28 protein-coding genes are annotated in these 24702 nt (G+C 63.1%); 8 read left to right on the forward strand and 20 right to left on the reverse strand.

Features of this window, described 5'->3' with window-relative positions; all coding sequences use genetic code 11:
- Positions 1-37: 37 nt before the first annotated feature.
- The 16 genes from osmF to AC0L3L_RS28930 all read right to left on the reverse strand — a co-directional run bounded on the left by osmF (position 38) and on the right by AC0L3L_RS28930 (position 14621).
- Complete coding sequence (gene osmF / locus AC0L3L_RS28855) at positions 38-949, reverse strand: glycine betaine ABC transporter substrate-binding protein OsmF (RefSeq protein ID WP_473640404.1); 912 nt, start codon at positions 947-949, stop codon at positions 38-40.
- A gap of 356 nt (positions 950-1305) precedes the next feature.
- On the reverse strand, positions 1306-2523 hold the full coding sequence (locus tag AC0L3L_RS28860; RefSeq protein WP_473640406.1) for an MFS transporter: 1218 nt from the start codon (positions 2521-2523) through the stop codon (positions 1306-1308).
- Entirely contained in the window at positions 2520-3020 is a 501-nt protein-coding gene (nusB, locus tag AC0L3L_RS28865; RefSeq protein ID WP_473640408.1) for a transcription antitermination factor NusB, read from the reverse strand. The genes AC0L3L_RS28860 and nusB overlap by 4 nt, the downstream gene beginning before the upstream one ends.
- The gene (gene ribH / locus AC0L3L_RS28870) at positions 3017-3511 is read right to left on the reverse strand and encodes a 6,7-dimethyl-8-ribityllumazine synthase (protein WP_473487710.1); all 495 of its coding nucleotides are present in this window, start codon (positions 3509-3511) and stop codon (positions 3017-3019) included. Before ribH ends, nusB begins: the two co-directional genes overlap by 4 nt.
- Positions 3512-3641: 130 nt before the next feature.
- Positions 3642-3767, reverse strand: coding sequence for a hypothetical protein (locus AC0L3L_RS28875; protein ID WP_473640410.1), 126 nt, complete (start codon positions 3765-3767; stop codon positions 3642-3644).
- A 7-nt stretch (positions 3768-3774) separates the two neighbouring features.
- Complete coding sequence (locus AC0L3L_RS28880; RefSeq protein WP_473528391.1) at positions 3775-4077, reverse strand: type II toxin-antitoxin system TacA family antitoxin; 303 nt, start codon at positions 4075-4077, stop codon at positions 3775-3777.
- 391 nt (positions 4078-4468) lie between these two features.
- Positions 4469-5086, reverse strand: coding sequence for a riboflavin synthase (locus AC0L3L_RS28885; protein WP_473640412.1), 618 nt, complete (start codon positions 5084-5086; stop codon positions 4469-4471).
- 61 nt (positions 5087-5147) lie between these two features.
- A complete protein-coding gene (gene ribD, locus AC0L3L_RS28890; RefSeq protein ID WP_473640414.1) occupies positions 5148-6269 on the reverse strand; it encodes a bifunctional diaminohydroxyphosphoribosylaminopyrimidine deaminase/5-amino-6-(5-phosphoribosylamino)uracil reductase RibD in 1122 nt (373 codons plus the stop codon).
- Between the two features lie 2 nt (positions 6270-6271).
- Positions 6272-6748, reverse strand: a complete 477-nt coding sequence (gene nrdR, locus AC0L3L_RS28895) for a transcriptional regulator NrdR (RefSeq protein WP_023798407.1) — start codon at positions 6746-6748, stop codon at positions 6272-6274.
- Positions 6749-6898: 150 nt separating this feature from the next.
- Positions 6899-7489, reverse strand: coding sequence for a hypothetical protein (locus AC0L3L_RS28900; RefSeq protein WP_473640416.1), 591 nt, complete (start codon positions 7487-7489; stop codon positions 6899-6901).
- A gap of 81 nt (positions 7490-7570) precedes the next feature.
- Positions 7571-8884 (reverse strand): serine hydroxymethyltransferase, encoded by a 1314-nt coding sequence (gene glyA / locus AC0L3L_RS28905; RefSeq protein ID WP_473640418.1) that lies wholly within the window; start codon positions 8882-8884, stop codon positions 7571-7573.
- A gap of 119 nt (positions 8885-9003) precedes the next feature.
- The gene (locus AC0L3L_RS28910; RefSeq protein WP_473640420.1) at positions 9004-10650 is read right to left on the reverse strand and encodes a Na+/H+ antiporter; all 1647 of its coding nucleotides are present in this window, start codon (positions 10648-10650) and stop codon (positions 9004-9006) included.
- Between the two features lie 109 nt (positions 10651-10759).
- On the reverse strand, positions 10760-12013 hold the full coding sequence (locus AC0L3L_RS28915; RefSeq protein WP_473640422.1) for a L,D-transpeptidase family protein: 1254 nt from the start codon (positions 12011-12013) through the stop codon (positions 10760-10762).
- Positions 12014-12364: 351 nt separating this feature from the next.
- A complete protein-coding gene (gene ldtR / locus AC0L3L_RS28920; RefSeq protein ID WP_473487716.1) occupies positions 12365-12880 on the reverse strand; it encodes a transcriptional regulator LdtR in 516 nt (171 codons plus the stop codon).
- A gap of 278 nt (positions 12881-13158) precedes the next feature.
- Complete coding sequence (locus tag AC0L3L_RS28925) at positions 13159-13581, reverse strand: DUF6163 family protein (protein WP_473487717.1); 423 nt, start codon at positions 13579-13581, stop codon at positions 13159-13161.
- On the reverse strand, positions 13578-14621 hold the full coding sequence (locus AC0L3L_RS28930) for an enoyl-CoA hydratase/isomerase family protein (protein WP_473640424.1): 1044 nt from the start codon (positions 14619-14621) through the stop codon (positions 13578-13580). Before AC0L3L_RS28930 ends, AC0L3L_RS28925 begins: the two co-directional genes overlap by 4 nt.
- A gap of 189 nt (positions 14622-14810) precedes the next feature.
- Here AC0L3L_RS28930 and AC0L3L_RS28935 point away from each other — a divergent pair, with 189 nt between their 5' ends.
- The 5 genes from AC0L3L_RS28935 (at position 14811) to AC0L3L_RS28955 (ending at position 18367) form a co-directional block, all read left to right on the forward strand.
- Positions 14811-15593: a DUF2066 domain-containing protein gene (locus AC0L3L_RS28935; RefSeq protein ID WP_473640426.1), complete on the forward strand. Its 783-nt coding sequence runs from the start codon at positions 14811-14813 to the stop codon at positions 15591-15593.
- A gap of 253 nt (positions 15594-15846) precedes the next feature.
- On the forward strand, positions 15847-16878 hold the full coding sequence (hemB, locus tag AC0L3L_RS28940) for a porphobilinogen synthase (protein WP_473640427.1): 1032 nt from the start codon (positions 15847-15849) through the stop codon (positions 16876-16878).
- Between the two features lie 48 nt (positions 16879-16926).
- Complete coding sequence (locus AC0L3L_RS28945; RefSeq protein WP_202363192.1) at positions 16927-17223, forward strand: nucleotidyltransferase family protein; 297 nt, start codon at positions 16927-16929, stop codon at positions 17221-17223.
- Positions 17223-17573, forward strand: a complete 351-nt coding sequence (locus AC0L3L_RS28950) for a HepT-like ribonuclease domain-containing protein (protein ID WP_473640429.1) — start codon at positions 17223-17225, stop codon at positions 17571-17573. Before AC0L3L_RS28945 ends, AC0L3L_RS28950 begins: the two co-directional genes overlap by 1 nt.
- Before the next feature lie 149 nt (positions 17574-17722).
- Complete coding sequence (locus AC0L3L_RS28955; protein ID WP_473640430.1) at positions 17723-18367, forward strand: dihydrofolate reductase family protein; 645 nt, start codon at positions 17723-17725, stop codon at positions 18365-18367.
- A gap of 250 nt (positions 18368-18617) precedes the next feature.
- Here the strand turns inward: AC0L3L_RS28955 and ppk2 are convergent, their stop codons facing one another.
- Positions 18618-19538 carry a polyphosphate kinase 2 gene (gene ppk2 / locus AC0L3L_RS28960; RefSeq protein ID WP_473640432.1) on the reverse strand — a complete coding sequence of 307 codons (921 nt, stop codon included), beginning with the start codon at positions 19536-19538 and terminating at the stop codon, positions 18618-18620.
- A 257-nt stretch (positions 19539-19795) separates the two neighbouring features.
- Between ppk2 and AC0L3L_RS28965 the strand changes: the two genes are divergently transcribed.
- The gene (locus tag AC0L3L_RS28965) at positions 19796-20839 is read left to right on the forward strand and encodes an aldo/keto reductase (protein WP_473640434.1); all 1044 of its coding nucleotides are present in this window, start codon (positions 19796-19798) and stop codon (positions 20837-20839) included.
- Positions 20840-20869: 30 nt separating this feature from the next.
- Here the strand turns inward: AC0L3L_RS28965 and AC0L3L_RS28970 are convergent, their stop codons facing one another.
- A complete protein-coding gene (locus AC0L3L_RS28970; RefSeq protein ID WP_473640435.1) occupies positions 20870-21841 on the reverse strand; it encodes a glycosyl transferase family 90 in 972 nt (323 codons plus the stop codon).
- 204 nt (positions 21842-22045) lie between these two features.
- On the opposite strand from AC0L3L_RS28970, the gene AC0L3L_RS28975 reads away from it, so the two are divergent.
- A complete protein-coding gene (locus tag AC0L3L_RS28975) occupies positions 22046-22204 on the forward strand; it encodes a hypothetical protein (RefSeq protein WP_023798419.1) in 159 nt (52 codons plus the stop codon).
- Positions 22205-22259: 55 nt separating this feature from the next.
- Here the strand turns inward: AC0L3L_RS28975 and AC0L3L_RS28980 are convergent, their stop codons facing one another.
- Positions 22260-22517 (reverse strand): DUF982 domain-containing protein, encoded by a 258-nt coding sequence (locus tag AC0L3L_RS28980; protein WP_473487785.1) that lies wholly within the window; start codon positions 22515-22517, stop codon positions 22260-22262.
- Positions 22518-22575: 58 nt separating this feature from the next.
- Entirely contained in the window at positions 22576-23241 is a 666-nt protein-coding gene (locus AC0L3L_RS28985; RefSeq protein ID WP_473640437.1) for a GntR family transcriptional regulator, read from the reverse strand.
- Between the two features lie 180 nt (positions 23242-23421).
- Between AC0L3L_RS28985 and AC0L3L_RS28990 the strand changes: the two genes are divergently transcribed.
- A complete protein-coding gene (locus tag AC0L3L_RS28990; protein ID WP_473640439.1) occupies positions 23422-24681 on the forward strand; it encodes a multidrug efflux MFS transporter in 1260 nt (419 codons plus the stop codon).
- Positions 24682-24702 lie beyond the last annotated feature (21 nt).

The following is a 24702-nucleotide window of genomic DNA, read 5'->3' on the forward strand; positions in this document are numbered from 1 at the left end:
GGCGCCTCGCACCGGCGTCATTTTCAAAACGGGCTGACTACTTCAAAAACCCGTTCTTCTTCAAAAAGTCTTCGGCGACGCCCTTGACCGGCTCGCCGCCGACCTGCACGCGGCCGTTCAGTTCCTGCAGGGTGACGAGGTCGAGCTTGGCGAAGACCGGCTTCAGCAGCGTCTCGATTGCGGGATGCTCCTTCAGCACCGCCTCGCGGATGATCGGCGCCGGCTGGTAGACCGGCTGCACGCCCTTGTCGTCCTCTAGCACGACCAGGCCGGACGGCGCGATGCCGCCATCGGTGCCGTAGACCATGGCGGAGTTGGCGCCGTTGGTCTGGTTCGCCGCAGCGGCGATGGTCGCCGCCGTATCGCCGCCGGACAGCGTGATCAGCTGGTCCGGCTTCAGCGTGAAGCCATAGGTGGTCTGGAAGGCCGGCAGTGCGGCGGCCGAATTGACGAATTCGGCCGAGGCCGCCAGCACGACCTGGCCGCCGCCCGAGACATATTTGCCGAAGTCGGACAGCGTCGCCAGCTTGTTGGCCTCGGCGACATCCTTGCGCAGCGCAATCGCCCAGGTGTTGTTGGCCGGCGACGGCGACAGCCAGACGATCTTGTTGGCGTCGTAGTCGAGCTTCTTGGCCATTTCATAGCCCTTGGCAGCATCCTTCCACACGGGATCGTCGGCCTTTTCGAAGAAGAAGGCGGCATTGCCGGTGTATTCCGGATAGATGTCGATCTCGCCGGCGGTGATCGCCTTGCGCACCACAGGAGTGCCGCCGAGCTGGATGCGGTCGGTGGTCTGGATGTTGTTGGCGTTCAGCACCAGCTGGATGATGTTGCCGAGCACACCGCCTTCGGTGTCGATCTTCGACGACACCACCACCTGAGCGCTCGCCGAGGCTGCGGTGATGCCGAGCGCTAGAGCCGCGCCGGCCAGAACCTTGACTGAAAACATTTCACAAATCCCTTGCTGAGAACCGGATTACGGCTGCCGCATATGAGCATGGCTTCAATGCCCCGTCGGGGCACACGGTTTCATAAGAAGGGGGATGGGGGCAATAATTTTGTTCGGATGCGGCTGGATCCGCTGCTGTCCGATCCCGACAGCGTCATGTCACTAAAGCGCGTCGCGTTTGGCCGGCCTCATGCGACGCGCTTTAGGTTGTTGTTTTTACGCATGTCGTTATCACAAAACCGCTGCACACTTTTGCGCGACATGCATTACAGCGCCGCGCGTCCGTTTGGACGCGCAAAGGACGCTGTAGCACTTTTGATTTTGCGCATGATCCTTTCCGAACCTTCGGTTCGGGGTCATCCGCTGGTCGGCCGCGCGGTCATCTTCAGCACGCCCAGTGCCACGAAGCACAGCACCGTCACCGGGAAGATGATCCAGTTCAGCATCTCCCAGCCCCAGGCATTGTAGACGGCGCCCGACATCAGCGAAGCGAAGGCGACGGAGCCGAACAGGACGAAGTCGTGAAAACCCTGGACCTTGCCCTTTTCGGACGGCCGGTAGCTGTCGGCGACCATCGCGGTGGCGCCGATGAAGCCGAAATTCCAGCCGAGGCCGAGCAGGATCAGCGCCGTCCAGAACTGCCACAGTGCCAGGCCTGACAGTGCCACTACGGCGCAGCCGATCAGCAGCACAAGGCCGGTTGCGACGATCCGTTCGGCGCCGAAGTGATAGATCAGCGAGCCGGTGAAGAAACTCGGCGCGAACATCGCCATGACATGCCACGAAATACCGAGCGTGGCGTCGTCCGTCGAAAGGCCGCAGCCGACCATGGCGAGCGGCGCGCCGGTCATGACAAAGCTCATCAGCGCGTAGCTGCCGACGGCACAAAACAGCGCTGCAACGAAGCGCGGCCTCGTGACGATCTCGGAGAGCGGTCGCGCGTCGCTGTCGGCGATTTCCGCTTTGCCCATTGTCTTGGCCGGGATGCGCAGGAACGACAGGATGGCGGCGCCGACAGCCGCCAGCACCAGGATGGACGCGAACGAGCCAGCAAACATCACTGGTGCAAACAATTCGCGGGTGAAGATGACGATCTGCGGCCCGAGAATGGCGGTGACGATGCCGCCGGCCAGCACGAAAGAGATGGCGCGCGCCTTGAATTCAGACGGCGCGTTGTCGGCGGCGGCGAAGCGGAATTGCTGGACGAAGGCACCGCCGACGCCGATCACCAGCAGGCCGAAGGCAAACAGCCAGAAGCTGGCCTGGAACAGCGCCAGCGTGGCGACCAGACCACCCAGCGCAGTGACGATCGTGCCGGTCATGAAGCCGTCGCGCTGGCCGAGCCGGCGGATGATGGCGGCGGCCGGCAAGGCGCCGAGCGCCACGCCGACGTTGAAGCCAGTGATCGGTGCGGTCGCCAGCGACTTGTCGGAGCCGAGCAGATAATGTCCGGCCAACCCGCCCACGGAAATGGCGATGGGTCCGGCCGAACCGATGATCGCCTGCGAAGCGGCAAGGATGAGTGCCGTGCGGCGCGCTTCCCGACTAGCCTCGGCGATAGCAACGGCCGTCATAAAGCGTCCTTGCCACGCCCCTCGCCGCGCACCCGGCGCGACACGCGATCGAGCACCGCATTGACCAGCTTCGGCTCGTCTTCTTCATAAAACGCCTTGGCGATGTCGACATATTCCGAAACGATGACAGCCACCGGCACGTCCTCTCGCTTCATCAGTTCGTAGACGCCAGCGCGCAATATGGCGCGCAGCGTTGAATCGAGCCTGGACAACGGCCAGTCCTCGGTCAGCGCCTGGCGGATGATCGGATCGATGGTCTTCTGGTTCTCGACGACGCCGGCGAGTATGGCGCGGAACCATTGTGCGTCGGCCTCGCGATAGAGCGCGCCGTCGACTTCCTTGCCGAGCCTGAACGCCTCGTATTCGGCGGTGATCTCGAAGACGCCGCTGCCGGCCACATCCATCTGGTAGAGCGCCTGCACGGCGGCCAGACGGGCAGCACCGCGCTTGTTGGCGTGGCGTACCGCAGGCTGGCCGGGTGATGCGGGTTCGCTCACGATCGCTCTCCCAACTGTTGCTTGAGGGCAATCATAGTCAGCGCCGCACGCGCGGCAAAGCCGCCCTTGTCGCCTTCCGAACGCCTGGCCCGCGTCCAGGCCTGCTCGTCGTTTTCGGTGGTCAGGATGCCGTTGCCAATACAGACCGCATCCTGCACGGACAGGTCCATCAGGGCACGGCTGGATTCATTGGCGACGATGTCGAAATGATAGGTATCACCGCGCACGACGGTGCCGAGGGCGACAAAACCATCATAGCTCGGCCCGCCTTCGGCGGCGCCGTCGAGCGCGAAGGAAATCACTGCGGGAATTTCGAGTGAGCCCGGAACGGTGACGACATCGTATGTCGCGCCCGCTTCCTCGAGCGCGATTGTCGCGCCTTCGAGCAGCGCGTCGGCAAGATCGTCATGGAAGCGCGCCTCGATGACAAGAAGGTGGGCCTTCTTCTTCGGGCGAATGAACGCTTTGCCGTGTTGGGATGTGCCAGCCATAGATGTCTCCGGGATCGCCGGTGACTTAGGCCGAAGCCGGTTTGATCGCAAGCGGAAGATTGGTGGAGATGCGGCGACAGTCCCTGATTATTTGGTTTCCCGGCGCGATGCTGGAAGCGGCTCACTGGCGTCAAGGCTTTCTGCCCAAAGCCAGTACGACATGGTGATCGATTACGCGGCCGGCGTCCACATCGGCCAATGCTTCGCGCGTCAGTTGCTCTTCATGCCTGGAAGTCTTTTTGCCCTTGGTCATCATGCCCCGCTCAGACGCCAGCGGCCTTACGATAGCGGCGGATTGTGTCGCGCAGACGATCGTTCACCGGCTGCGGATTGATCAGGGCATCGACGAAAGCCTGGCAGTCACGGACGGGCAGGTCGAGGCGCTGATGCTCCTCGGTGACACGGCGAGCAGCATCCAGCACGCTGGTCAGCACGAAATCCACCACTGCCCGGCCCTGAAGTGCCGCCGCATGTTCTATGAGGCTCTTCTGGTCAGCGGTGACGGGCGTTTCCAGACGCTCGCCGCGCACACGGCCGCAAGGTGTTTTCAAAGCGGGTGAGATCATCGTCGTTCTCCTGAGCGGCAATGTACGGCCAATCGGCCGGAAGTTCAAAGCTTGCTTGAGCGCCCAGTGCAATCGGACAAATGATGGGTTCGCAACCCGTGCTGGAGAGATCAATTACCGAAAGCCGGCGCTGCCCCTCATTGCCCTGCCGGGCATTTCTCCCCGTAAACGGGGCGAAAGAAGCTGGCCGCGACGCCGGCGCCCTTCTTGCAACGCTGGTGATTGGCGAAACCATCGATGACAGCGCCCCTCGCCCCGTTTACGGGGAGAGGTCGCCGGCAGGCGGGTGAGGGGCAGCGCCAACGGAACGGAACAAGGCGCGAATTAAATCCGAGGTGCTCGTCCTGTTCGGACCAACCGTATGAATCCACGCCGCTCTCCGGCAGGGCCATCAAAGCCCCTCTTTCGCGGCCTCGGCCAAGCGCGCCGCGTAGCGGGCCATGGTGTCGATCTCCAGATTGACCCGGTCGCCGACCTGGCGTTCGCCCCAGGTGGTCACGGTCAGCGAGTGATGGATCAGCAGCACGTCGAAGCGGGTGCCTTCGACCTTGTTGACGGTGAGCGAAGTGCCGTCGAGCGCGACGGAGCCCTTGGGTGCGATGAATTTGGCCAGGTCGCGCGGCGCTTCCAGCGTGAAGCGCACGGCGTCGCCCTCCTCCTTGCGCCACACGATCTCGGCCATGCCGTCGACATGGCCTGAAACGATGTGCCCACCGAGTTCGTCGCCGATCTTCAGCGCCCGCTCCAGATTGATCCTCGTGCCGGATTTCCAGCCCATCGCTGTGGTCAGCCTAAGCGCCTCTTGCCAGGCCTCGACTTCGAACCAGCGCGCATTGGCGCCGCTTTCCGGCAGCGCCGTGACCGTCAGGCAGACGCCGCCACAAGAAATCGAAGCACCGATGGCGATGGTCTGCGGGTCATAGGCGGTGTCGATGCGCAGGCCGACGCCCTCTCTCAGCGGCTTCACGGCAGCGACGGTGCCGACATCGGTGACAATCCCGGTAAACATCAGACTCTGTCTTTCAGTTTGACCATTATCTTGTCCAAAAACCGGTTCCCATTTTTTGGGATCATGGTCTTATCCACTCCGCGTAGCTGTCTTCGCCGAAACGCATGTCGCGCAATTTGCGAAATCCTGCCGGGATATGGTCGGCGTCGATGGGCGATGCAATGCCGCTCTTGCCGATCGGCTTCTGCCCCTGGAACAGCACGATGCGGTCGACCAGCCCCTCAGTGAGGAAGGCCTTGGCCACCTTGGCGCCACCCTCGACCAGCACGCTGGCCATGCCGAGCGCCGCCAGATCCTCGAGCAGTTCCGGCAGCGCAATATCGCCTTCATACGTCTCGGTGCCGATAAAGCGCACGCCGGCCCGTTCGAGCGCGGCCCGCCGGTGCGGATCGGCTTCGGCGCAGGCGGCCACATAAAGCGGAACCCGGTCGACGCCTGACACCAGCTTCGACGTTTCCGGCAGTCTGATCTGGCGGTCGAGCACGATGCGCGTCGGCGAACGGTTTTCCAGCCCCGGCAAACGCACCGTCAGCGCCGGATCGTCCTCCAGCGCCGTGCCAACGCCGATCAGTACGCCGTCGGCTTCGGCGCGCATCAGATAGACTTCGCGCCGGGCGATGTCGCCGGTGATCGAGACCTGCCCCGCACCTTCCATACCGATCTTGCCGTCGCTGGAAAGCGCAAGCTTCAGGATCACTTCCGGGCGCTTTTTGAGAGATCGAATGAGATAGCCGGCCATCTGCTCGGCGGCTTCTGCCAGCAGCACCTTTTCGACCACTTCGACACCGGCGGCACGCAGGATCGCATAGCCGTTGCCTGACACGCGTGGATCGGGGTCGCTCGCAGCCCCAACCACCCGCGCGACGCCGGCATTGAGCAGTGCATTGGCGCAAGGCGGCGTGCGGCCATGGTGGGCGCAGGGCTCCAGTGTGACATAGGCGGTGGCGCCGCGTGCGAGCTCGCCGGCCTCGGCCAGCGCCTCGGTCTCGGCATGCGGCCGGCCGCCGACAGCGGTGACACCGGTGCCGACGATCATCGGCCCGGTGCCGTCGTCGCGCACGATCAGTGTGCCGACGGACGGGTTGGTCGAGGTCCGCCCGGCATTTTTCCGCGACAGCCTGAGTGCTGCCGCCATGAAGCGGCGATCAAGAACTTCTTGTTCGGCTTGGCTGCGCCTTGCCATGCTCAGCCGGCGTCCTCTTCCTTGAGCTCGTCACCCTTCAGTTCGCCCAGCACGTCGTGGAAATCCTTGGCCTCGCGGAAATTGCGATAGACCGAGGCGAAGCGGACATAAGCGACGTCGTCGAGCGATTTCAGCGCCTCCATCACCAGGCGGCCGACCTCGCCCGAGGCGACTTCGGTCTCGCCCGAGCTTTCGAGCTGGCGCACGATGCCGGTCACCGCGCGGTCGATACGCTCGGGATCGACATTGCGCTTGCGCACGGCGATCTCGACCGAGCGCAGCAGCTTGTCGCGGTCGAACGGCACCTTGCGTCCGGATTTCTTCACTACGACGAGGTCGCGCAACTGCACACGTTCGAAGGTGGTGAAGCGGCCGCCGCAATCGGGGCAGACGCGCCGCCTGCGGATCGCCGCGCCATCTTCGGCGGGGCGCGAATCCTTCACCTGCGTATCTTCGGACTGGCAGTAGGGACAGCGCATGGAGAGCCTTGTGTTCGCGATTCTCGTGGAGCGAAAGGCTTAGAGGTTTTTGCCGGGATGGCAAAGCACCGGCGATGGCCTCTCGCGCCTCAGAGATAGCGAGGCGCGAGGAAAATTGCCAGCATCATACCAGACGGCAATACCAGCCGATTACGGCGCGACGTCAACCGTCGGGAACCCACATGACACGCCGAGGCTGCGATAGGCCTTGGTGAAGCCGTCCATCGATACGGTCGCGACCGCTGTGTCGGCGAAGGTGATATCGAGTGCGCTGGCGCGACGCATCGAACGCAGCAGCGCCAGGCTGATCTCGGGCTTGTTGTTCAACATCCATTTTCCGCCGGCACCCGCCATGGCATTGACCGTCGCCTTGACCTTGCCGTTGCTGTCGCCGAACACCGCCGGAATATTCTCGCCAGTCGGCAAGTCCTTGTTCTTCATGGCGATGACAAGCGTCGGATAGCCATTGGGCGGCAGTGCATCGCCGTTCGAGATGGCGAGCGTAAGAGTGCCGCTGGTACCGCTCGCGTCGAGAAAGGCGGTCGAGGCGACGCAGGTCTTGCGCAGATCCTCGCCGGTATCGATCTCGTCCACAGTGGTGGACCACATGCCGAAGGTTTCCGTCTTCGGTGCGGCTGGGGTGGGCGCGGACTGTGCCAAGGCGGCGGACAGCGGCAAGGTGGTCAGTGTGGCCAACGCGCCAAGCGCGGCAAAGCCAGCGACACGAAAAATCTGCATCATCGTCAAGGCTCCTGTCCGGACTCCGTCCCCACTGAAACAGTGCTTCTCGTGCGGCCGATAACGGATGACACTTGCGTAAGCTCAACCGAGATAGGGATAGAGCGGAAAACGATCCGTCAGCGCGGCCACCTTCGCCTTCACCGCGGCCTCGACAGCTGCATTGCCCTCGTCGGAATTCGCCGCCTTGAGCCCGTCCAGCACTTCGGCGATCAGCTTGCCGATCTCGCGGAACTCGGCCTGGCCGAAGCCGCGCGTGGTGCCGGCCGGCGTGCCGAGACGCACGCCCGAGGTGACGAACGGCTTTTCGGGATCGAACGGGATGCCATTCTTGTTGCAGGTGATGTTGGCGCGGCCAAGCGCTGCCTCGGCGCGCTTGCCGGTGGCGTTCTTGGGCCTGAGGTCGACCAGCATCAGATGGTTGTCGGTGCCGCCGGAGACGATGTCGAGACCGGTTTCCTGCAGGCTGGAGGCCAGCGCCTTGGCATTGGCGGCAACGCTCTCGGCATAGACCTTGAAGCTCGGCTTCAGCGCTTCGCCGAAGGCCACCGCCTTGGCGGCGATGACATGCATCAGAGGCCCGCCCTGCAGGCCCGGAAACACCGCCGAGTTCATCTTCTTGGCGATGTCCTCGTCGTTGCACAGGATCATGCCGCCACGCGGGCCGCGCAGCGACTTGTGCGTTGTGGTGGTAACCACATGGGCATATGGCAGTGGCGACGGATGCACGCCACCGGCGACCAGGCCGGCGATATGGGCCATGTCGACCATCAGATAGGCGCCGATCGAGTCGGCGATCTCGCGAAAACGCTTCCAGTCCCAGACGCGCGAATAGGCGGTGCCGCCGGCCAGGATCAGCTTCGGCTTGGTCTCGTGGGCGGTCTTCTCGATCGCATCCATGTCGAGCAGATGATCGTCCCTGCGCACGCCGTAGGAAACGACCTTGAACCATTTGCCGCTCATGTTGACCGGCGAACCGTGCGTCAGGTGGCCACCGGAATTGAGGTCGAGCCCCATGAAGGTGTCGCCGGGCTGCAGCAGCGCCAGGAACACCGCCTGGTTCATCTGGCTGCCGGAATTCGGCTGGACGTTGGCGAAGTTGCAGCCGAAGAGTTTTTTGGCGCGCTCGATGGCCAGGTCCTCGGCCACGTCGACGAACTGGCAGCCGCCATAGTAGCGCTTGCCCGGATAGCCCTCGGCGTATTTGTTGGTCATGATCGAGCCCTGCGCTTCCAGCACGGCGCGGGAGACGATGTTTTCCGATGCTATAAGCTCGATCTCGTGGCGCTGGCGGCCGAGTTCGTTGCGGATCGCGCCGAAAATCTCCGGATCCGCATCGACAAGCGTGGTTTCGAAGAAGGATTCGAATTTGTTCGACACTGCCGCTGCTGTTGCCATGCTTGAGATCCTTGTCGTCCGGGGGGGCCTGCCGCGCCATTAACACAGTTGCTTTCGCCCCGCCACGTTTGCAGCGCGAAATTTGCTGGCCGGATTGCGGCAGCGAGGCGAAGAGCCGGCTATTTCCTCGCCTGACGGCCCTTCAGCAAGGCCTCTGTGAGCGTGATTTCGGTAAACAGCGCCTGCATGGTGTGATCGTTGATCTCACGGCTGCGAAACATGGCGCGCACGGCCGCGCGCTCGGCCTCGATGCCGGCGAGCCTCATTTCGAGCTCCAGCCGTCCTGCTTCCCGTGCTTCGGCGCGCGCTTCATCGGCCTCGTCGGAGGCGGCGATGCGGCGGCGGTAACCGGCGACGATGCTGTCGGCCGCGGCGAGCCGGGCGCCGGGCACCTCACCTTCGTCCCCGTCTTCCGCACCGGCGATGCTCTCGATGCGGGCGATGGCGGCCTTGGCCGCGCCGACACGCGCCAAGCGTTCCTCGGCAGCGCCGGCATCCTCGCCCGGCTCAACCAGCCCGCGCGCTATCCAGGGCAGCGTGAGGCTGGCGATGGCCAGTGAGCAGATGATGACGCCGGCGGCCAGGAAGATCGCCACGTCTCGCGCCGGAAAGGGCGAGCCGTCCGGCATGGCGAGCGGCAGCGACAGGATGCCGGCCAGCGTTATCGCGCCACGCACGCCGGCCACCGAGCCGGCGAGGAGAATACGCAGTCCGAACGGCTCGGCCTTGCGCTTGCGCAATCGCGCCACGACGCGGGCTGCAGTGTCGCCAATCCAGATCCAGACAAAGCGCAGCGCGATCAGGCACAGCGTCAGCGCCAACACAGTCAGGATCGGCTGGATGACCGGATAGCGGCCGCTGAGCTCGGGCGGCACGTTGCCGATGATGTCGGGAAACTGCAGGCCGAGCAGGATGAAGAGCGCGCCGTTGAAAACGAAAGACAGCGTCGTCCACAGCGACATCGTCTGGATACGCGCCGAAACGCCGAGGAAGCGGAAAATTCCGGAACCGCCGGTCAGCACGCCGGCGGTGACCGCAGCCAGGATACCCGAAGCCCCGACATGCTCGGCGCCGAGATAGGCGACGAAGGGCAGCAGGATCATGACCAGCACCTGCGCCTCGGCTGGCACGCCGCCGATGCGGTTCAGCAATTGCAGCGCCTTGGCGGCAACGAACAATGCCACCACGCCGGCCAGGATGCCGACTGCCACGGCGTAGAGGAAAGTCAGAGATACCGCGGCGAAGGAAAAGCTGCCGGTCAACACCGCCGCCACCGCCAAACGGAACATGACCAGTCCCGACGCATCGTTGAGCAGCGACTCGCCTTCCAGAATGTGCATCAGCCGTGCCGGAACCACATTCTTGTCGACGATCGAGGACACGGCCACTGCGTCGGTCGGCGACAGCACCGCGGCGAGCGCGAAAGCGACGACGAGCGGAACGCTCGGCACCAGCCAGTGCAAGGCGTAGCCGAAGCCGACGATGGTGAAGAAGACCAGCCCGATGGCAAGGTCCAGTATCGGCCCGCGCAGCGCCACCAGTTCGCGCTTCGGCGCGCCATAGGCATCGCTGAACAGCAGCGGCGGAATGAACACCAGCAGGAAAAGCTCGGGATCGATCTCGACATGGATGCCGCGCATCGGCCAGGCGAGTGCGGCACCTATGGCAATCTGCAGCACCGGCAATGGCACCCGCACCAGCCGGACCAGCGCGCCGGAAACGGCGACGAAGACGAGCACGATCAGGATGAAGATGGCGACTTGCATGGGCCTGTACCGAACGGCGCTTTCCGGACCCGGCGCAAAGCGCGCGCCCCAGCCGGATGCAAAAAGGCCGCCCTCACCGGCGGCCCTTTCAGTAAAAAAAATCAGTCGCTTAGAGCGCGGAGGTGATCTGCAGCTCGTTGGCTCCGTCGAGCCCGTAGATGTCGTCGCGGAACTGCACGACGCCAGGCCCCGTCGACCAGGCCGAGATGTAGAGGAAAAAGACCGGCACCGGGTTGGTGACCTGCACCGGGATGTTCTCGCCGCTCTTGATCGCTGCCTCGAAATACTGGCGGCTCCAGCCCGGCGTGTCGCGCAGGATCCAGGTGACGAGGTCGCGTACGTTCTGGACGCGCACGCAGCCCGAGGAATCGAAGCGCATCATCTTGCCGAACAGGCTCTGCTGCGGCGTGTCGTGCATGTAGACGCCGTCCGGGCTCGGGAAATTGATCTTGACCGAGGCCATCGCATTGCCGGCGCCCGGATCCTGGCGAAAGCGGTATTTCTCCGCGTCGTCGGTCGACCAGTCGACGGTCAGCGGATCGACCTCGCTGCCGTCCGGTGCGAACAGACGGATGTTGCTGTCCTTGAGATAGTTGGGGTCCTTCCGCATCAGCGGAATGATGTCCTTGCGCACGATCGAGACCGGCGCGTTCCAGTAGGGATTGACGATGATCTCGTTGATCTTGGAATCGACGATCGGCGTCTGGCGATCGATTTTGCCGACAACGGCGGTGTGGCGCAGCACGACGCGGTCGTTCTCGACCGCTTCGATCTGGGCGCCCGGGATGTCGACCAATACATAACGGTTGCCCAGCGTGCCGGCGCGCTCGTGCAGCCGCTGCAGATTGGTCTGCAGCTGGCCAAGCCGGACCTGCGCCGAAACATTCATCGCCGCATACGAATATTGGCCCAGTGTCCCGTCGGAAGGCAGGCCATGGCGCGCCTGGAAGCGCTTGACCGCCGCATCGACGTAGGAATCGAAGGCCTCTGAAAGGCCGGCGCTCTGCGCCAGGTCGCCCGAAATCATCAAGCGCCTGCGCAATGGCACCACGTCGGGATCGATGACGCCGAGCTGCAATTTCTTGGTGTCCGGAACCGGCGGCCAGCCGCCCTGCGCGACAATATTCTGATACTGCGCGATCGCCTGCTCGGTGAACGCAACGGTCTGCAGGCTGACGATCGGCAGCGTCGAGGCCACCTTGCCGCCCTGGCTGGCGCGGGCGTCGAACTGGTCGTCCCAGTTGCCGCGGCCAGAGGATTTCAGGATATCCGCGATCACGTCCTGCGCGCTGGCGCCGCCGGCAATCATCGTCGCGGCCAACGCGGAGGCTCCAGAAAGGAAGAAACGGCGACTGGTTCTCATTTACGCTCCAGACATTCCTGTAACAGTTTTTTCACCGGGCGATCCCGCCCGTACTCTAGGGTTGGCGTCCTTAACAATTAGCCAACCATGGCCCCCTGTTGCTGCTGTGTGAGAACGCGCCGGGCGCAATGCGCGTTCAGAGAGACGGTTGGCAGGGAGACGGTTGGCTCTCGCCGCAACATCACCCGCATTCTCGCTTTCACCGGGAATATGGCGGCAACGTGACCCTGACCGCGATTTGGATCGTCTGGCGTGACGAAACGGAAAGACCGGTGCTTTTCGGCACCGGTCTTTAGGTCGCTCCCGACCGCGCTTCTTCGGCGCGGTTTTCCCCTACATGCTGCGGATGCGTTACATCCGGTAAGCGATGGTGTCGTTCCAGAAGCGGTCGAGGCGCTGCAGGGCGCGATTCATCTGCTTGAATTCTTCCGTGTTGATGCCGCCGACCTGCTCGATCGAGCCGACATGGCGCTCGTATAGGCCGGCGACGACTTCCGCCACCTCACTGCCCTTTGGCGTCAGCGAGATCCGTACCGAGCGGCGGTCGATGCGCGAGCGCTGGTGGTTGATGAAGCCGAGATCGACCAGCTTCTTCAGATTGTAGGAGACGTTCGAGCCGAGATAGTAGCCGCGCGAGCGCAGCTCGCCGGCGGTCAGCTCCGAATTGCCGATGTTGAAGAGCAGCAGCGCCTGGATGGCGTTGATGTCGGAACGGCCGTTGCGGTCGAATTCGTCCTTGATCACGTCAAGCAGGCGGCGGTGCAGGCGCTCCACCAGTTGCAGCGACTCCATGTACAGCGAGCGGATCGCCTCGCGACGGTCATCGGATACGTTGGCGGTCTTCGCCGCCGGACGGGAATTGATCATTGTCTTTGCCTCTCGTTTGTCGCCTGGTGATTTTTTGTTTTTCACCTTGATCGCGACACTATCGAATACTCATAAAATTCGACTTAAACGCTAGGGCTAACAAGAGCTTACCGGTAATAGGTTTCGAAAGAGGCTTAACGAAGGGTCACCCGAACAAGGATGATTAACCTAAAGATTTAGCCAATGATTCCGGGCGGAAGCCGATAGAAGTTAGAGCGTCCTTTGCGCGTACGACAGGACGCGCGGGCGCCATTCTTGTTGAGCATCGGTCTGATGCTCTATTGCCGGCTCTGGCGCTTCTGCATCCAGATCACCACGCGAAAGACGATGTAGAGCAGCGCCACCGCCGCATGCGAGGCGAGGATAAGCGGCCGGTGGCCGAAGAGCTCGGGAAAGCCGGCATACATGACGGTCTCGGTCGCCGCGCAGATGAACCAGATCACCGGCCCCCAGGAGGCCAGCATCCACAGGCCGGCGGCGGCGAAGGGGAAGAAGACGGCGAGCGTCACCGCCGCCACCTGCCAATGCACCGGCATCAGGTCGAAGCGCCACAACGAACCGGGATAGAAGCCGATCAGCCGGATCCAGTACAAAATCCCGAACAACAGGCAGTAGCCCGATATGACGCGCTGGAACCAGGCGAAGATGACCTCGGCCGTCGAGGGCTGGAGCACGACGCGTCTCGACGTGACGTCGCTCACAGTTCGAGTTCCCGTTCGCCGAGCGGAGCGAAATAGGCATCGACGTCGGCAGCGCTGACGTCGTCGATGCCTGCCGGCCGCCATTGCGGCGTCGAGCCCTTGTCGATGATGGCGGCGCGGATGCCTTCGTAGAAATCGTGGCCGGCAAGCATGCGGTTGAGGATGCGGAACTCCATCCGCATGCACTCGTCCATCGACAGCGTCAGCCCGGCGCTGATCTCGCGCCAGGCGACATGCAGGCTGGTCGGTGAGCGGGTGCGGATCGTCGCCAGCGTCTTTGCCGCGAACGCATCGGCGGGTGCGGCGCGCTCCAGGCTGCCGATGACGTCACCCAGCGACGGTTGCGCGAAATGGCGGGCGATCGCTTCCAGCGTCGGACTGTCCGTCTCGCGCCGGGCCGGGACGGAAAAACCGCGCAGCGCCGGTTCCGGGTCGCCGGTCGCGACCAGCCTATCGAGAAAACCGGCCTGGTCCTGCGCCTTGATCGTATGCGTCGCCAGGCCAGACCACAAGGCGTCGCCATAGCGGATGCGGTTTCCGGTCAGGGCCAGATACATGCCGAAGCTGCCGCCAAGGTTCGGCAGGAGATGGCTGGCGCCGACATCCGGGAAAAAGCCGATGCCGACTTCCGGCATGGCGAACTGGGCGTTCTCGGTCAGTACCCGATGCGAGCCGTGGAACGAGATGCCGACGCCGCCGCCCATGACGATGCCGTCGATCAGCGCGACATAGGGTTTTTCGAACCGCGCGATGCGGGCGTTCAGCCGGTATTCGTCGGCGAAGAAATCGACCGGCGGCTTTCCGGCCCGGCCGGCCTCATAAATGTGGAGGATATCGCCCCCGGCCGAAAACGCCCTGCCCTCGGCCTTGACGACGACAACATCGACGCCGTCGTCGCGCTCCCAGGCGCGCAGCGCCTTGTCGAGCGCTTTGACCATGCGATGGGTGACGGCATTGAGCGCCTGCGGCCGCGTCAGCGTGACAACGCCGGCCCTGCCCGATCGTTCGAAGCGGATCTCGTTGCCGCCGCCAAAATCCATCGCCTAAGAATCCCTCCCCCGCGCCGCCGGGACTGAAGTGCTAAAACGCGGCGCATGGGCGCGTCAATGGCGGGGCGCAATCCTGCCGCCTTGGCCACCGCCGGCAGCCGATGCTAGAACGGACCATCTTGATGACGGGCTTTCAAACCGGACGTTGAGCCCATGCTTGGATTTTCGCGTCTTGCCCTGGTGGCGATCGGCCTGATTGTATGCGCGGCCGCTCGTCCGGCATTGGCCGGGGACGACCTCTATCGCGCGAAGACCATCGTCACCGGCCAGGGCGAAGAAAACCGCCGGATCGGCTTCAAGTCCTGTCTGGATGCGGTTCTGGTCAGGGTCTCTGGCGATCAGCGGCTGCCGAAAAAGCCTGAAATGGCGGCGCTGCGCGACAAGGCTGGCAGCTTCGTTGCCGAATTCCGCTATCGCGACCGGATGGAAGGCATTCCGATCCACGACGAGCAAGGCACGCATGACCGGCCGCACGAGCTTACCTGCCTCTACAGGCCTGGTGTGATCGACCCGGTACTGGCCTCGCTCGGCAGCAAGCCGTGGCTCGCCGAGCGGCCGCGGCTGGCGATCTTCCTCGCAACGGAGCGAGGCGCCAGGCATTTCGCGCTGGCCGCCAACGATGAGCGCGGCGAACCGATGCGCGAATCGTTCGTGAATGCCGCCGACCCGCTGGCGATGCGGATCGCATTCCCCAAGGCGTCGCTGCTCTCCGAATCCGGGCTGGCGCTGCACGAGGTGGATATCGCGGCTCTGGACAAGGCCGCCAAACAGGCCGGCGCCGACCAGGCGCTTGCCGGCAGGATCGTCTGGAGCCACAAGGAATTGGGCTGGATCGCCGACTGGCGGCTGGCCACGGGCGGCAGGACCTACAGCTGGCAGGTGCGCGGCGTCAGCTTCGACGAGGCGTTCCGCGTCGCCATGCGGGGCGCGGCGCAGGTCCTGTCCGGCAACGGTCAGCCATAGGTATGCCGAGTTTCAGGTGATGCCGGCCTGCAAACGGCGGTTTCCTGCGCTTCCAGTACTCGCGTACCTAAACGTGCGCCTCCGTTCCGGTTCTCGGAACACACCTGTTTGGTCGCTTCGCGCCCGTCTTCGACTCCGGCTCGGCCTGACCTGAAACTCGGCATACCCCTCCCTTACGATGCTGGCAGAATCGTGTCGCATTGGTTAGTGGCGGAGGCTCGTGGTAAAAGCCACCCGATCCGGAGTTTTGGCGATGAACAAATTTACCCCAGCAAAGCCTGCCGGCGCGCGCAGCGTCGACGAGATCACCGGCAGCCGCCGTTTGCGCCGCATGCGCAAGGCCGATTGGTCGCGCCGTCTCGTCCAGGAGAACCGGCTCTCCGTCGATGACCTGATCTGGCCGATCTTCGTCGTCGACGGGAAAAACATCCGCGAACCGATCGCCGCCATGCCCGGCGTCTTCCGCCTGTCGCTTGACCTTGCCGTCAAGGAGGCCGAGCGCGCGGCAAGGCTCGGCATTCCGGCGATCGCCACCTTCCCCAATGTCGAGCTCGGCCTGCGCGACCAGACCGGTTCGCACATCCTCGATCCGGAAAACGTCATCAACCGCGCCACGCGCGCCATCAAGCACGCGGTGCCCGAGATCGGCATCATCACCGACGCGGCGCTCGATCCCTTCACCTCGCACGGCCATGACGGCATCTTGCGTGACGGCATCATCGTCAACGACCAGACCGTGGAGCAGGTCGCCGCGGCTGCCGTCATCCAGGCTTCGGCTGGGGCCGATATCATTGCCCCGTCCGACATGATGGATGGCCGCATCGGCGCCATCCGTGATGCACTCGATGCCAATGGTTTCCAGGATGTGGCGATCATGTCCTACGCGACGAAATTTGCTTCCGCCTTCTATGGACCTTATCGCGAGGCGGTCGGCACTGCCGGCCTGCTCAAGGGCGACAAGAAGACCTACTATCTCGACCACGCCAATTCCGACGAGGCCGTGCGCGAGGCCGAACAGGACCTCGCCGAGGGCGCCGACATGCTGATGGTCAAGCCCGGCCTGCCCTATCTCGACATCATCCGCAGGCTGAAGGACGAATTCCGGATGCCGACCTTCGCCTATCAGGTGTCGGGCGAATATTCGATGATCAAGGCGGCCGCTGCCAATGGCTGGATCGACGGCGACAAGGCGATGCTGGAATCGCTGCTAGCCTTCAAGCGCGCCGGCTGCGACGGCATCCTCACCTATTTCGCGCCCGAGGTGGCGGCGATGCTGAAGGGGTAGGCACTCGCATCGTTTTGGGATTTTGCTGCAATCCGCTAGAATGGACTCATGAGCAGGAACGAGGTCATCGAACGGTTGCAGAGGAACGCAGATGCCATCAAGGGCATGGGCGCGACTTCGCTGTATCTGTTCGGGTCGGCGGCGCGGGACGATGCGCAGCCGGACAGCGATCTTGATCTGTTCATCGACTATGATCCGGCGCGGCGCTTTTCTCTGATCGACCTGGTCGGGATCAAGCAATTTCTGGAAGAGAAGATGTCAACGGAAATTGACATCACCACACGCGACAGCCTTCATCCCATGTTGAAGGCCGAGATCGAACAATCGGCCGTGCGCGTATTCTGATGGCAGTCCGCCGGATCGAGCCGATCCTAGCCGAGATCATAGCGGCTTTGGATGGCATCAGCACTGCCACCGCCGGCAAGACCCTGGATGACTTTCGTGACGACTGGCTGCTTCGTCATGGCGTGGAGCGCGGCATCGAGATCATTTCTGAAGCCACCCGGCACATCCCGGACGATTTGCTCGCTCTTGCTCCAGAAATTCCCTGGAAACAGATTCGTGGAATTGGCAACGTTTTGCGTCACGGATACCACAAGACTTCCGACGCCATCGTCTGGACCGTAGTGACAGACAGTCTGTCGCCGCTCCGCCTAGCTGTCGAGCGCATACTCGAGGCGTCGCGGCGCAAGTAGCTGCTGCTGCAACCATCCTCTCTTTGCGGTGGTCCTGATGCTGGCCAAACAAGCCGCTCTTGCTCGGCGGCGAAGTACCGCTTGCAAAACGCAATCAGTCCAGCTAAAAACAACTGATTGCATTTTACAACCGGTTTAGGGAGGTACTCATGTCCAAGCTTCGTGTCAACGCATTCACCCTGTCTATCGACGGCTTCGGCGCCGGTCCCGACCAGGACCTGAAAGAGCCGCTGGGCATCGGCGGGGAAGCCTTGCACACATGGATGCTCGGCACCCGAACCTTCCGCAACATGTCTGGTGAAGATGGCGGGACCACGGATACCGACGACACGTTTGTGACGCGCAGCTTCGAAGATATCGGGGCGTGGATCATGGGCCGAAACATGTTCGGGCCGATCCGCGGACCTTGGCCCGATGACACCTGGAAAGGCTGGTGGGGAGACAATCCGCCCTACCATGTGCCGGTCTTCGTGCTCACCCACTTTCCGCGGGATCCTCTTGTCATGGACGGCGGCACGACCTTCTATTTCGTAACCGATGGTATCTACTCAGCGCTGGAAAAGGCGAAGGCAGCGGCTGATGGCAAGGATGTACGGCTGGGCGGCGGCGTCGCCACGATCCGGCAATATCTCCAGGAAAAGCTCGTCGACGACATGCATCTTTCGATATCGCCGATGCTGCTCGGCTCAGGCGAGAATCTTTTTGCCGGCATCGACATGCCCCGGCTCGGCTACCGCTGCAGCGAGCAGGTCGCAACGCCGAATGCCACGCATCTGATCATCAAGCGCGATTAGGACGTTTCGTCTGCTCTGTTGGCGAAACCTCGGTACAGGCCCCTTTCTCCCCGTCACTATACGGGGAGAAATGCCCGGCAGGGCAATGAGGGGCGGCGCAATCGATCGAAGGTTACGCTGCCGGACAATACTCCCTATGGCAATATGACGTCAGAATAATTTTGGTCCGACGCAGTGACTTTGGCGAGCTAAACTGTCGAAGTCGGCACAGCCCCTCATCCGCCTACCGGCACCTTGAGGGAGCTCTGCCTTAATACTTCTCCGGCACATACAGCTCGCGCGGCAATACCTGGCGCTCGTATTCGGGATTGAAGACGCGGTCGGGCAGCGTGATCTCTTCGTGCGGCACCTCCTGATAAGGCATCTGCTTGAGGAGATGGTCGATGCAGTTCAGCCGCGCCCGCTTCTTGTCGTTGCCCTCGACGATGAACCAGGGGGCTTCGGGAATGTTGGTGCGGGCGAAGGTCTCTTCCTTGGCCTTGGTGTACTGCTCCCAGCGCACGCGCGACTGCAGGTCCATCGGCGACAGCTTCCACTGCTTCATCGGATCATGGATGCGCATCTGGAAGCGCATCTGCTGCTCCTCATCGGTGATGGAGAACCAGTATTTGACCAGCGTGATGCCGGAGCGGACCAGCATGCGCTCGAACTCCGGCACGTCGCGAAAAAACTCCTCGACCTGATCCGGCTCGGCGAAGCCCATCACACGCTCGACGCCGGAGCGGTTGTACCAGGAGCGGTCGAACAGCACGATCTCGCCGCCTGCCGGCAGATGCGGCACGTAGCGCTGGAAATACCATTGCGACTTCTCGCGCTCGGTCGGCGCCGGCAAGGCGACGACGCGGCAGATGCGCGGATTGAGCCGCTGGGTGATGCGCTTGATGACGCCGCCCTTGCCGGCCGAGTCGCGGCCCTCGAAAACCACCACCAGCTTCTTCCTGGTGTAAGCCACCCAGGACTGCAGCTTGATCAATTCGGATTGCAGCGTGATCAGGTCGCGAAAATATTGCTGGCGATCCATCGAGGGCGGATGCGCGTTCTTGTAGATCTTGGCGATTTCCAGCGACAGCGCCGGTTCCGACATTTCCAGCTCGTAGTCTTCGTCGAGCGTGTCGGCGAGCTCCGCCTCCAGCCAGTCCTTGGCAGAAGAATTCTGTTTTGCTTCGGTCATTTATGCTGCTCCGCGTGCACGCCCGTGTCGGCGTCGGCCTGCCGGCCAAGATCGAACACCTTGAGCCGACTTGCATACAGGCCGGCAATGACGGTTTTATTGCAGCCGGCCCGCCCGCCGGTCGCCCAACTCCGTGAGATGTGATCGATCAGCCTCCCTGGCACGCACGACAAACGGCTCGGATTGTCCTACAAATGCCAGGCTCTTTCGGGCAGCCTTCGAAGCAGCCCTTCTCAACGCAATTGCGAGGATCTGATATGGAATACCGCACTCTCGGCCGTTCCGGACTGAAGGTTTCGACGCTTACCATGGGCACCATGACCTTCGGCGGCGCCGGCGCATTTTCGGCGGTCGGCAAGACCGATCTCGACGAGGCGCGCCGGATGATCGACCTCTGCATCGATTCCGGCATCAATCTCATCGACACCGCCAATGTCTATTCGAACGGGCTTTCGGAAGAGATCATCGGCGAAGCGCTCGGCGGCAAGCGCAAGCGCGATGTACTGATCGCCTCCAAGGCGCGCATGCGGATCGGCGACGGTCCCAACGACGAAGGGCTGTCGCGCTACCATCTGATCCGCGAGTGCGAGAAGAGCCTGAAGCGCCTCAGGACCGACGTCATCGACATCTATTTCTTGCACGAATGGGACGGCACGACGCCGCTGGAGGAGACCATCGCCGCGCTCGACACGCTCGTCACCCAGGGCAAGATCCGCTATGTCGGCTGTTCCAACTATTCCGGCTGGCAAGTGATGAAGGCGCTGGGGATCAGCGATCGCCAGCACCAGCCGCGCTTCGTCACCCAGCAGATCCACTACACGCTGGAAGCACGCGAAGCCGAATATGAACTGCTGCCGATCTCGGTCGACCAGGGGCTTGGCGTGCTGGTGTGGAGCCCGCTCGCCGGTGGACTGCTGTCCGGCAAATACAACCGCGACCAGGCCACCGCCCGCCAACTCAGCGGCTGGTCTGAACCGCCGATCCGTGATGAGGAGCGGCTATGGCGGATCGTCGACGTGCTTGTCTATATCGGCAACAACCATGGCGTGTCGGCGGCGCAGGTGGCGCTTGCCTGGCTGCTCGGCCGCCCGGCCGTCAGCTCGCTGGTCATCGGCGGACGGACCGAAGCACAGTTCAAGGACAACATCGCCGCTGCAAGCCTGGTGCTGACCAGCGATGAGCGCGCACGCCTCGACGCAGTCAGCCGCCCGCCCGTTCTCTACCCCTATTGGCACCAGCAGTTCACGGCAAAGGAGCGGTTTGGTCCGGCCGATCTGGTTCTTGACCGGCAAGGTGTCTGACAACGGATCAGGTCGAAGGTCGCCGCGGGCTTAGCCTGAGATAAAACGCCAGACCTCGGGATCAGGCTCGATCTGACCGCTGAGCACAAAATACTTGTAGAGCACGAGCAAGCAGATCGCCTGCTCGGCGCGTTCGTCGGCGAACTTGCGGCAATAGGCGTTGGCGGCGGCGACGATGCGTTCGGCCTCAGTCGGATGGCGTTCGAGATACTGCACCCGCTCGGCAAGATCCGTGAAATCAGGTTCGAGCGGCACATAGTGGACGTTGGCCACGAGATCGCTTTCGGCGAACCATGTCTCGTATGTCGGCGGCGGCATCAGGCACAGCGAATTCGAACTCATGATCCATTTGAGGTTGGTCGCCACATCGTTGCCTTCGAGCGAAATGATATAGCGACAGCGCCGCTGCTGATCGATGCTCAGATAAGGCTTGCGATATTCGGGCGCTGCCGTCGGTTTGGGCGTGCCGACATCGCAAAAGGGCAGATCGTGCGCCGCCTCCAGAAGCAAGGTCCTTATCGGGTTGTTGAGCTCGCCGCGCCACACCGCAACCGGAAGCTTGTCCGCAAAAGCAAAATCGTCGGCGGGCATGTGGAAGTGGCGGAACTTGTTGAGCTTGAACAGGATCCCGTTCCTGTTGTCGCCGGCGATCGGCCGATCCTTGACGATCGACGGCATCGCAGGCACTTCGACGACGTCGCCGAATTCGAGGTCGATGCGCAAATCGGGATCGAAGTAGCGGGTAAATTCCTTCAGATCGTAGTAATACATGCTCCGGCCTCTCGGTAGCCGGCTGACCGGCAGGGCCCCGGCGCTCGGCGCGAAAGCGCCCTGCAAGCTGTTGTAGTGGTTGAGACGCGCGCGGACCGATCCGTCCGAAAGCCTGGCCTGATCGAGCAGCCCGGCGAGCCTGCGGCGGAACAGCGCCTGCGGTGCGATATCGCGCACGACATTGCGCGCATAGTAGAAGAGCTTCTGTGTGTTTCTTTGCAGGGTGGCCATCGGTCACTTGGAAAAAAATCGGCTTGTGATTTGCACCCCCCGGCCCTCCTACACCATTGTGCCGGCTATCTTGCAAGCCACGGAACCGTGTTCAGCCGGCCTGCCGGCTGTGTATGGAGCCGATCGCCCTTTGCGGTGTTGTGTTTGTAGCCCAATGCTCCTAGGCAGGGCTAAGAAACCTGTGGGATTGTGAAAGGAAGAGATATGGCGCGAGCACCGAATTACGGCCAGGAACGCAAGGAACGCGACCGGCAGAAGGCCGCCAAGAAGGCGGAAAAGCAAGCGGCCAAGGTCGCAGCCAAGGAACGTTCGAAGCCCGAAGACGAGACCACGTCCGAGACCGAAACAGAAACGGCAGAGTAAAACGCATCCGGCCCGCGAGGCGGATCGGATTTGGCCTGGGAATTCCGCTGCGTCTTCAGGCCGGCGCCTTGTCGCTGACGAAAACGTTCACCTCGCGCGCGGCGGCGATGAAGGCGCGCCTCGCGATCATGGCCGGTTTGTCGCCGGCCAGGGCATCATGGCAGGCCTGCAGCGCTTCGCGATGCTTTGGACTGCGCTTGCCGGGCCAATTGTTGAGGAGGTAGTCGGAAGCCTCGCGCGCGGTCCGCAAGAGCTGAGTGGTTCCGTCCGCCGACTTGACGGTCACGGGTGTTTCAAATCGGTTGTTTTCCATCGCCGCTCTTACGCCATCGGCGCTCGCGAAGCGAGGGCGAAAGTGGTTGCCTCCGCAATCACGCCGCGACGATGGCAAATCCCCTGGCACGCAGGCCGCGCCGGTCATTGTGCAGCGATGTCACCAGCCGGTCGCGGCTGCCGACGATATGAGCCGAAAGCCGGTGTGCCGCCTCATCGGCATCGCCGGCCCGCACCGCTGCCAGAATGGCACGGTGTTCGGCCCAGGCACGGCCGAGTGCTGCCTCGTCGCGCACCTCCAGCCAACGCGCCCGCGACAGGCGCGTCATGGCATCGCGAACCGCCCTGAACAGGAACTCGTTGCCGGACAGGCGTGCCAGCTCGATGTGAAAATCCATGCCGACGCGATGCCATCCCTCGCGCGGGGTGCCAGCGTCGCAGGAGTCCAGCATCGCCTCGATGACGTCGACGGCGCTCCTGTCCTCCAAGGCACAAGTCAGCTTGACCGCCGCCACCTCGACCGCCTCGCGGTAGACGGCGATCTGCTCGAGCTCGGCGATGTTGATCGGCGATACCGTCCAGCCGCGCCCGTCGCGGCAGACCAGACCTTCCGTCTCGAGCCGCAGCAATGCTGCCCTGACCGGCGTGCGCGACGCCCCGAAGCGGCTTTCGATCCAGCGTTCCGTCAGCCGCTCGCCGGGACCGATCTCGAGGCCGAGGATCATCTCCCGAAGCTGCTTTTCGACATTCTGCATCTGCGACATTGTGGTTTCCGATTTCTGGCCGTTTTGCTGGCGATCGGCTCGACTACCATCGTTTGCCGATCACGTTAGAGAGCGCCGCATTGACAGCCGTCGAGCTTGCGTCCATGACGGATACCAACTTGGTATCCCAAAATGGAATCCGGAACAAGTCGTCGAGAGACCTGCCGGACAGGACAGGACATGCCGCAAGAAGCCACCCCTGCCATGCAAGGCGCCCACAACATCCACTGGCGCCGCAATCTCGCCGTGTGCTTTGCCGGCTCGTTCAGCACACTTGTCGCCATGACGCTGCTGTTACCCTTCCTGCCGCTTTACGTCGAGCAGCTGGGCGCCGAGGGGCACGCGGCTGTTGTGCAGTGGTCCGGCCTCGCCTATGGCGCGACGTTCTTCGCCGCCGCGCTGGTGGCGCCGCTGTGGGGACGGCTGGGCGACCGCTACGACCGCAAGCTGATGCTGGTGCGCGCCAGTTTCGGCATGGCCGTCTGCATGTCGCTGACCGGCATGGTGGAGACTGTCTGGCAATTGGTGCTGCTGCGCCTGCTGATCGGTTTCGCCGGCGGCTATTCCTCGGGTTCGACCATTCTCGTCGCCATGCAGACGCCGAGGGACCGGTCGGGCTGGGCGCTGGGCGTGCTGTCGGCCGGCATCACCGCAGGTGCCCTCGTCGGTCCCCTGCTCGGCGGCGCGCTGCCGCCCTTGATCGGCATCCGCGCCACCTTCCTGCTCGCCGGCGGCGTCATTTTCCTGGCGTTCCTGGCAACGACTTTTCTCATCAAGGAGAACCCTCGCCCGGCAGCCGACAAATCAGCACCGACTGAGAAGCCGAAAGGCGGCTGGTCGCAAATCTCGGACAAACGCCCGGTCGTCGCCATGCTGGCGACCGGCATGCTGTTGAGCTTCGCCACCATGTCGATCGAGCCGATCATCACGGTCTACGTCCAGCAGCTCATCGAGGACCAAAGCCTGCTAACACTGACCTCCGGCGTCGTCATGTCGGCGGCAGCACTTGGCGCCATCCTGTCGGCGTCGCGCCTCGGCAAGCTTGCCGACCACGTCGGCCACTGGAACGTCATCATTGGGGCGCTCGCCGTCTCGGCGCTGCTGTTGATCCCGCAGGCCTTCGTGACACAGGGCTGGCAGCTTGTCGGCCTGCGTTTCCTGATGGGGCTGGCGCTTGGCGGTCTCTTGCCCTGCATCACCAGCGTCATCCGTCACAATGTTCCGGACGGCGTCGGCGGCAATGTGCTGGGCTTGTCGATCTCGGCGCAATATGTCGGACAGGTCGCCGGGCCGTTGCTCGGCGGCTTCGTCGGCGGTCATTTCGGCATGCGCGCAGTGTTTCTCGGCACATCCGTGCTGATGGCGGGCGGAGCGGCGTATAACTGGCTGGTCCAGACGCGCCGCGCACGCGACATGCTGGTGCGGGCGGACAAATCCTGACACCGTTTGCGGGCCACTTCA

The sequence above is a fragment of the Mesorhizobium sp. WSM4849 genome, assembly GCF_055811385.1.

What these genes read in the sequence shown, in the direction of transcription:
- AC0L3L_RS28860 (WP_473640406.1), bottom strand. Translation starts at nt 2,523, where the DNA reads ATGACGGCCGTTGCTATCGCCGAGGCTAGTCGGGAAGCGCGCCGCACG.
- AC0L3L_RS28950 (WP_473640429.1), top strand. Translation starts at nt 17,223, where the DNA reads ATGGCAGTCCGCCGGATCGAGCCGATCCTAGCCGAGATCATAGCGGCT.
- nrdR (WP_023798407.1), bottom strand. Translation starts at nt 6,748, where the DNA reads ATGCGCTGTCCCTACTGCCAGTCCGAAGATACGCAGGTGAAGGATTCG.
- AC0L3L_RS28915 (WP_473640422.1), bottom strand. Translation starts at nt 12,013, where the DNA reads ATGAGAACCAGTCGCCGTTTCTTCCTTTCTGGAGCCTCCGCGTTGGCC.
- AC0L3L_RS28910 (WP_473640420.1), bottom strand. Translation starts at nt 10,650, where the DNA reads ATGCAAGTCGCCATCTTCATCCTGATCGTGCTCGTCTTCGTCGCCGTT.
- AC0L3L_RS28965 (WP_473640434.1), top strand. Translation starts at nt 19,796, where the DNA reads ATGGAATACCGCACTCTCGGCCGTTCCGGACTGAAGGTTTCGACGCTT.
- osmF (WP_473640404.1), bottom strand. Translation starts at nt 949, where the DNA reads ATGTTTTCAGTCAAGGTTCTGGCCGGCGCGGCTCTAGCGCTCGGCATC.
- AC0L3L_RS28875 (WP_473640410.1), bottom strand. Translation starts at nt 3,767, where the DNA reads ATGATGACCAAGGGCAAAAAGACTTCCAGGCATGAAGAGCAACTGACG.
- AC0L3L_RS28930 (WP_473640424.1), bottom strand. Translation starts at nt 14,621, where the DNA reads ATGGATTTTGGCGGCGGCAACGAGATCCGCTTCGAACGATCGGGCAGG.
- AC0L3L_RS28880 (WP_473528391.1), bottom strand. Translation starts at nt 4,077, where the DNA reads ATGATCTCACCCGCTTTGAAAACACCTTGCGGCCGTGTGCGCGGCGAG.
- AC0L3L_RS28990 (WP_473640439.1), top strand. Translation starts at nt 23,422, where the DNA reads ATGCCGCAAGAAGCCACCCCTGCCATGCAAGGCGCCCACAACATCCAC.
- ribH (WP_473487710.1), bottom strand. Translation starts at nt 3,511, where the DNA reads ATGGCTGGCACATCCCAACACGGCAAAGCGTTCATTCGCCCGAAGAAG.
- ldtR (WP_473487716.1), bottom strand. Translation starts at nt 12,880, where the DNA reads ATGATCAATTCCCGTCCGGCGGCGAAGACCGCCAACGTATCCGATGAC.
- hemB (WP_473640427.1), top strand. Translation starts at nt 15,847, where the DNA reads ATGAACAAATTTACCCCAGCAAAGCCTGCCGGCGCGCGCAGCGTCGAC.
- AC0L3L_RS28980 (WP_473487785.1), bottom strand. Translation starts at nt 22,517, where the DNA reads ATGGAAAACAACCGATTTGAAACACCCGTGACCGTCAAGTCGGCGGAC.
- AC0L3L_RS28970 (WP_473640435.1), bottom strand. Translation starts at nt 21,841, where the DNA reads ATGGCCACCCTGCAAAGAAACACACAGAAGCTCTTCTACTATGCGCGC.
- AC0L3L_RS28955 (WP_473640430.1), top strand. Translation starts at nt 17,723, where the DNA reads ATGTCCAAGCTTCGTGTCAACGCATTCACCCTGTCTATCGACGGCTTC.
- AC0L3L_RS28945 (WP_202363192.1), top strand. Translation starts at nt 16,927, where the DNA reads ATGAGCAGGAACGAGGTCATCGAACGGTTGCAGAGGAACGCAGATGCC.
- ppk2 (WP_473640432.1), bottom strand. Translation starts at nt 19,538, where the DNA reads ATGACCGAAGCAAAACAGAATTCTTCTGCCAAGGACTGGCTGGAGGCG.
- AC0L3L_RS28900 (WP_473640416.1), bottom strand. Translation starts at nt 7,489, where the DNA reads ATGATGCAGATTTTTCGTGTCGCTGGCTTTGCCGCGCTTGGCGCGTTG.
- glyA (WP_473640418.1), bottom strand. Translation starts at nt 8,884, where the DNA reads ATGGCAACAGCAGCGGCAGTGTCGAACAAATTCGAATCCTTCTTCGAA.
- AC0L3L_RS28985 (WP_473640437.1), bottom strand. Translation starts at nt 23,241, where the DNA reads ATGTCGCAGATGCAGAATGTCGAAAAGCAGCTTCGGGAGATGATCCTC.
- AC0L3L_RS28975 (WP_023798419.1), top strand. Translation starts at nt 22,046, where the DNA reads ATGGCGCGAGCACCGAATTACGGCCAGGAACGCAAGGAACGCGACCGG.
- ribD (WP_473640414.1), bottom strand. Translation starts at nt 6,269, where the DNA reads ATGGCAAGGCGCAGCCAAGCCGAACAAGAAGTTCTTGATCGCCGCTTC.
- AC0L3L_RS28885 (WP_473640412.1), bottom strand. Translation starts at nt 5,086, where the DNA reads ATGTTTACCGGGATTGTCACCGATGTCGGCACCGTCGCTGCCGTGAAG.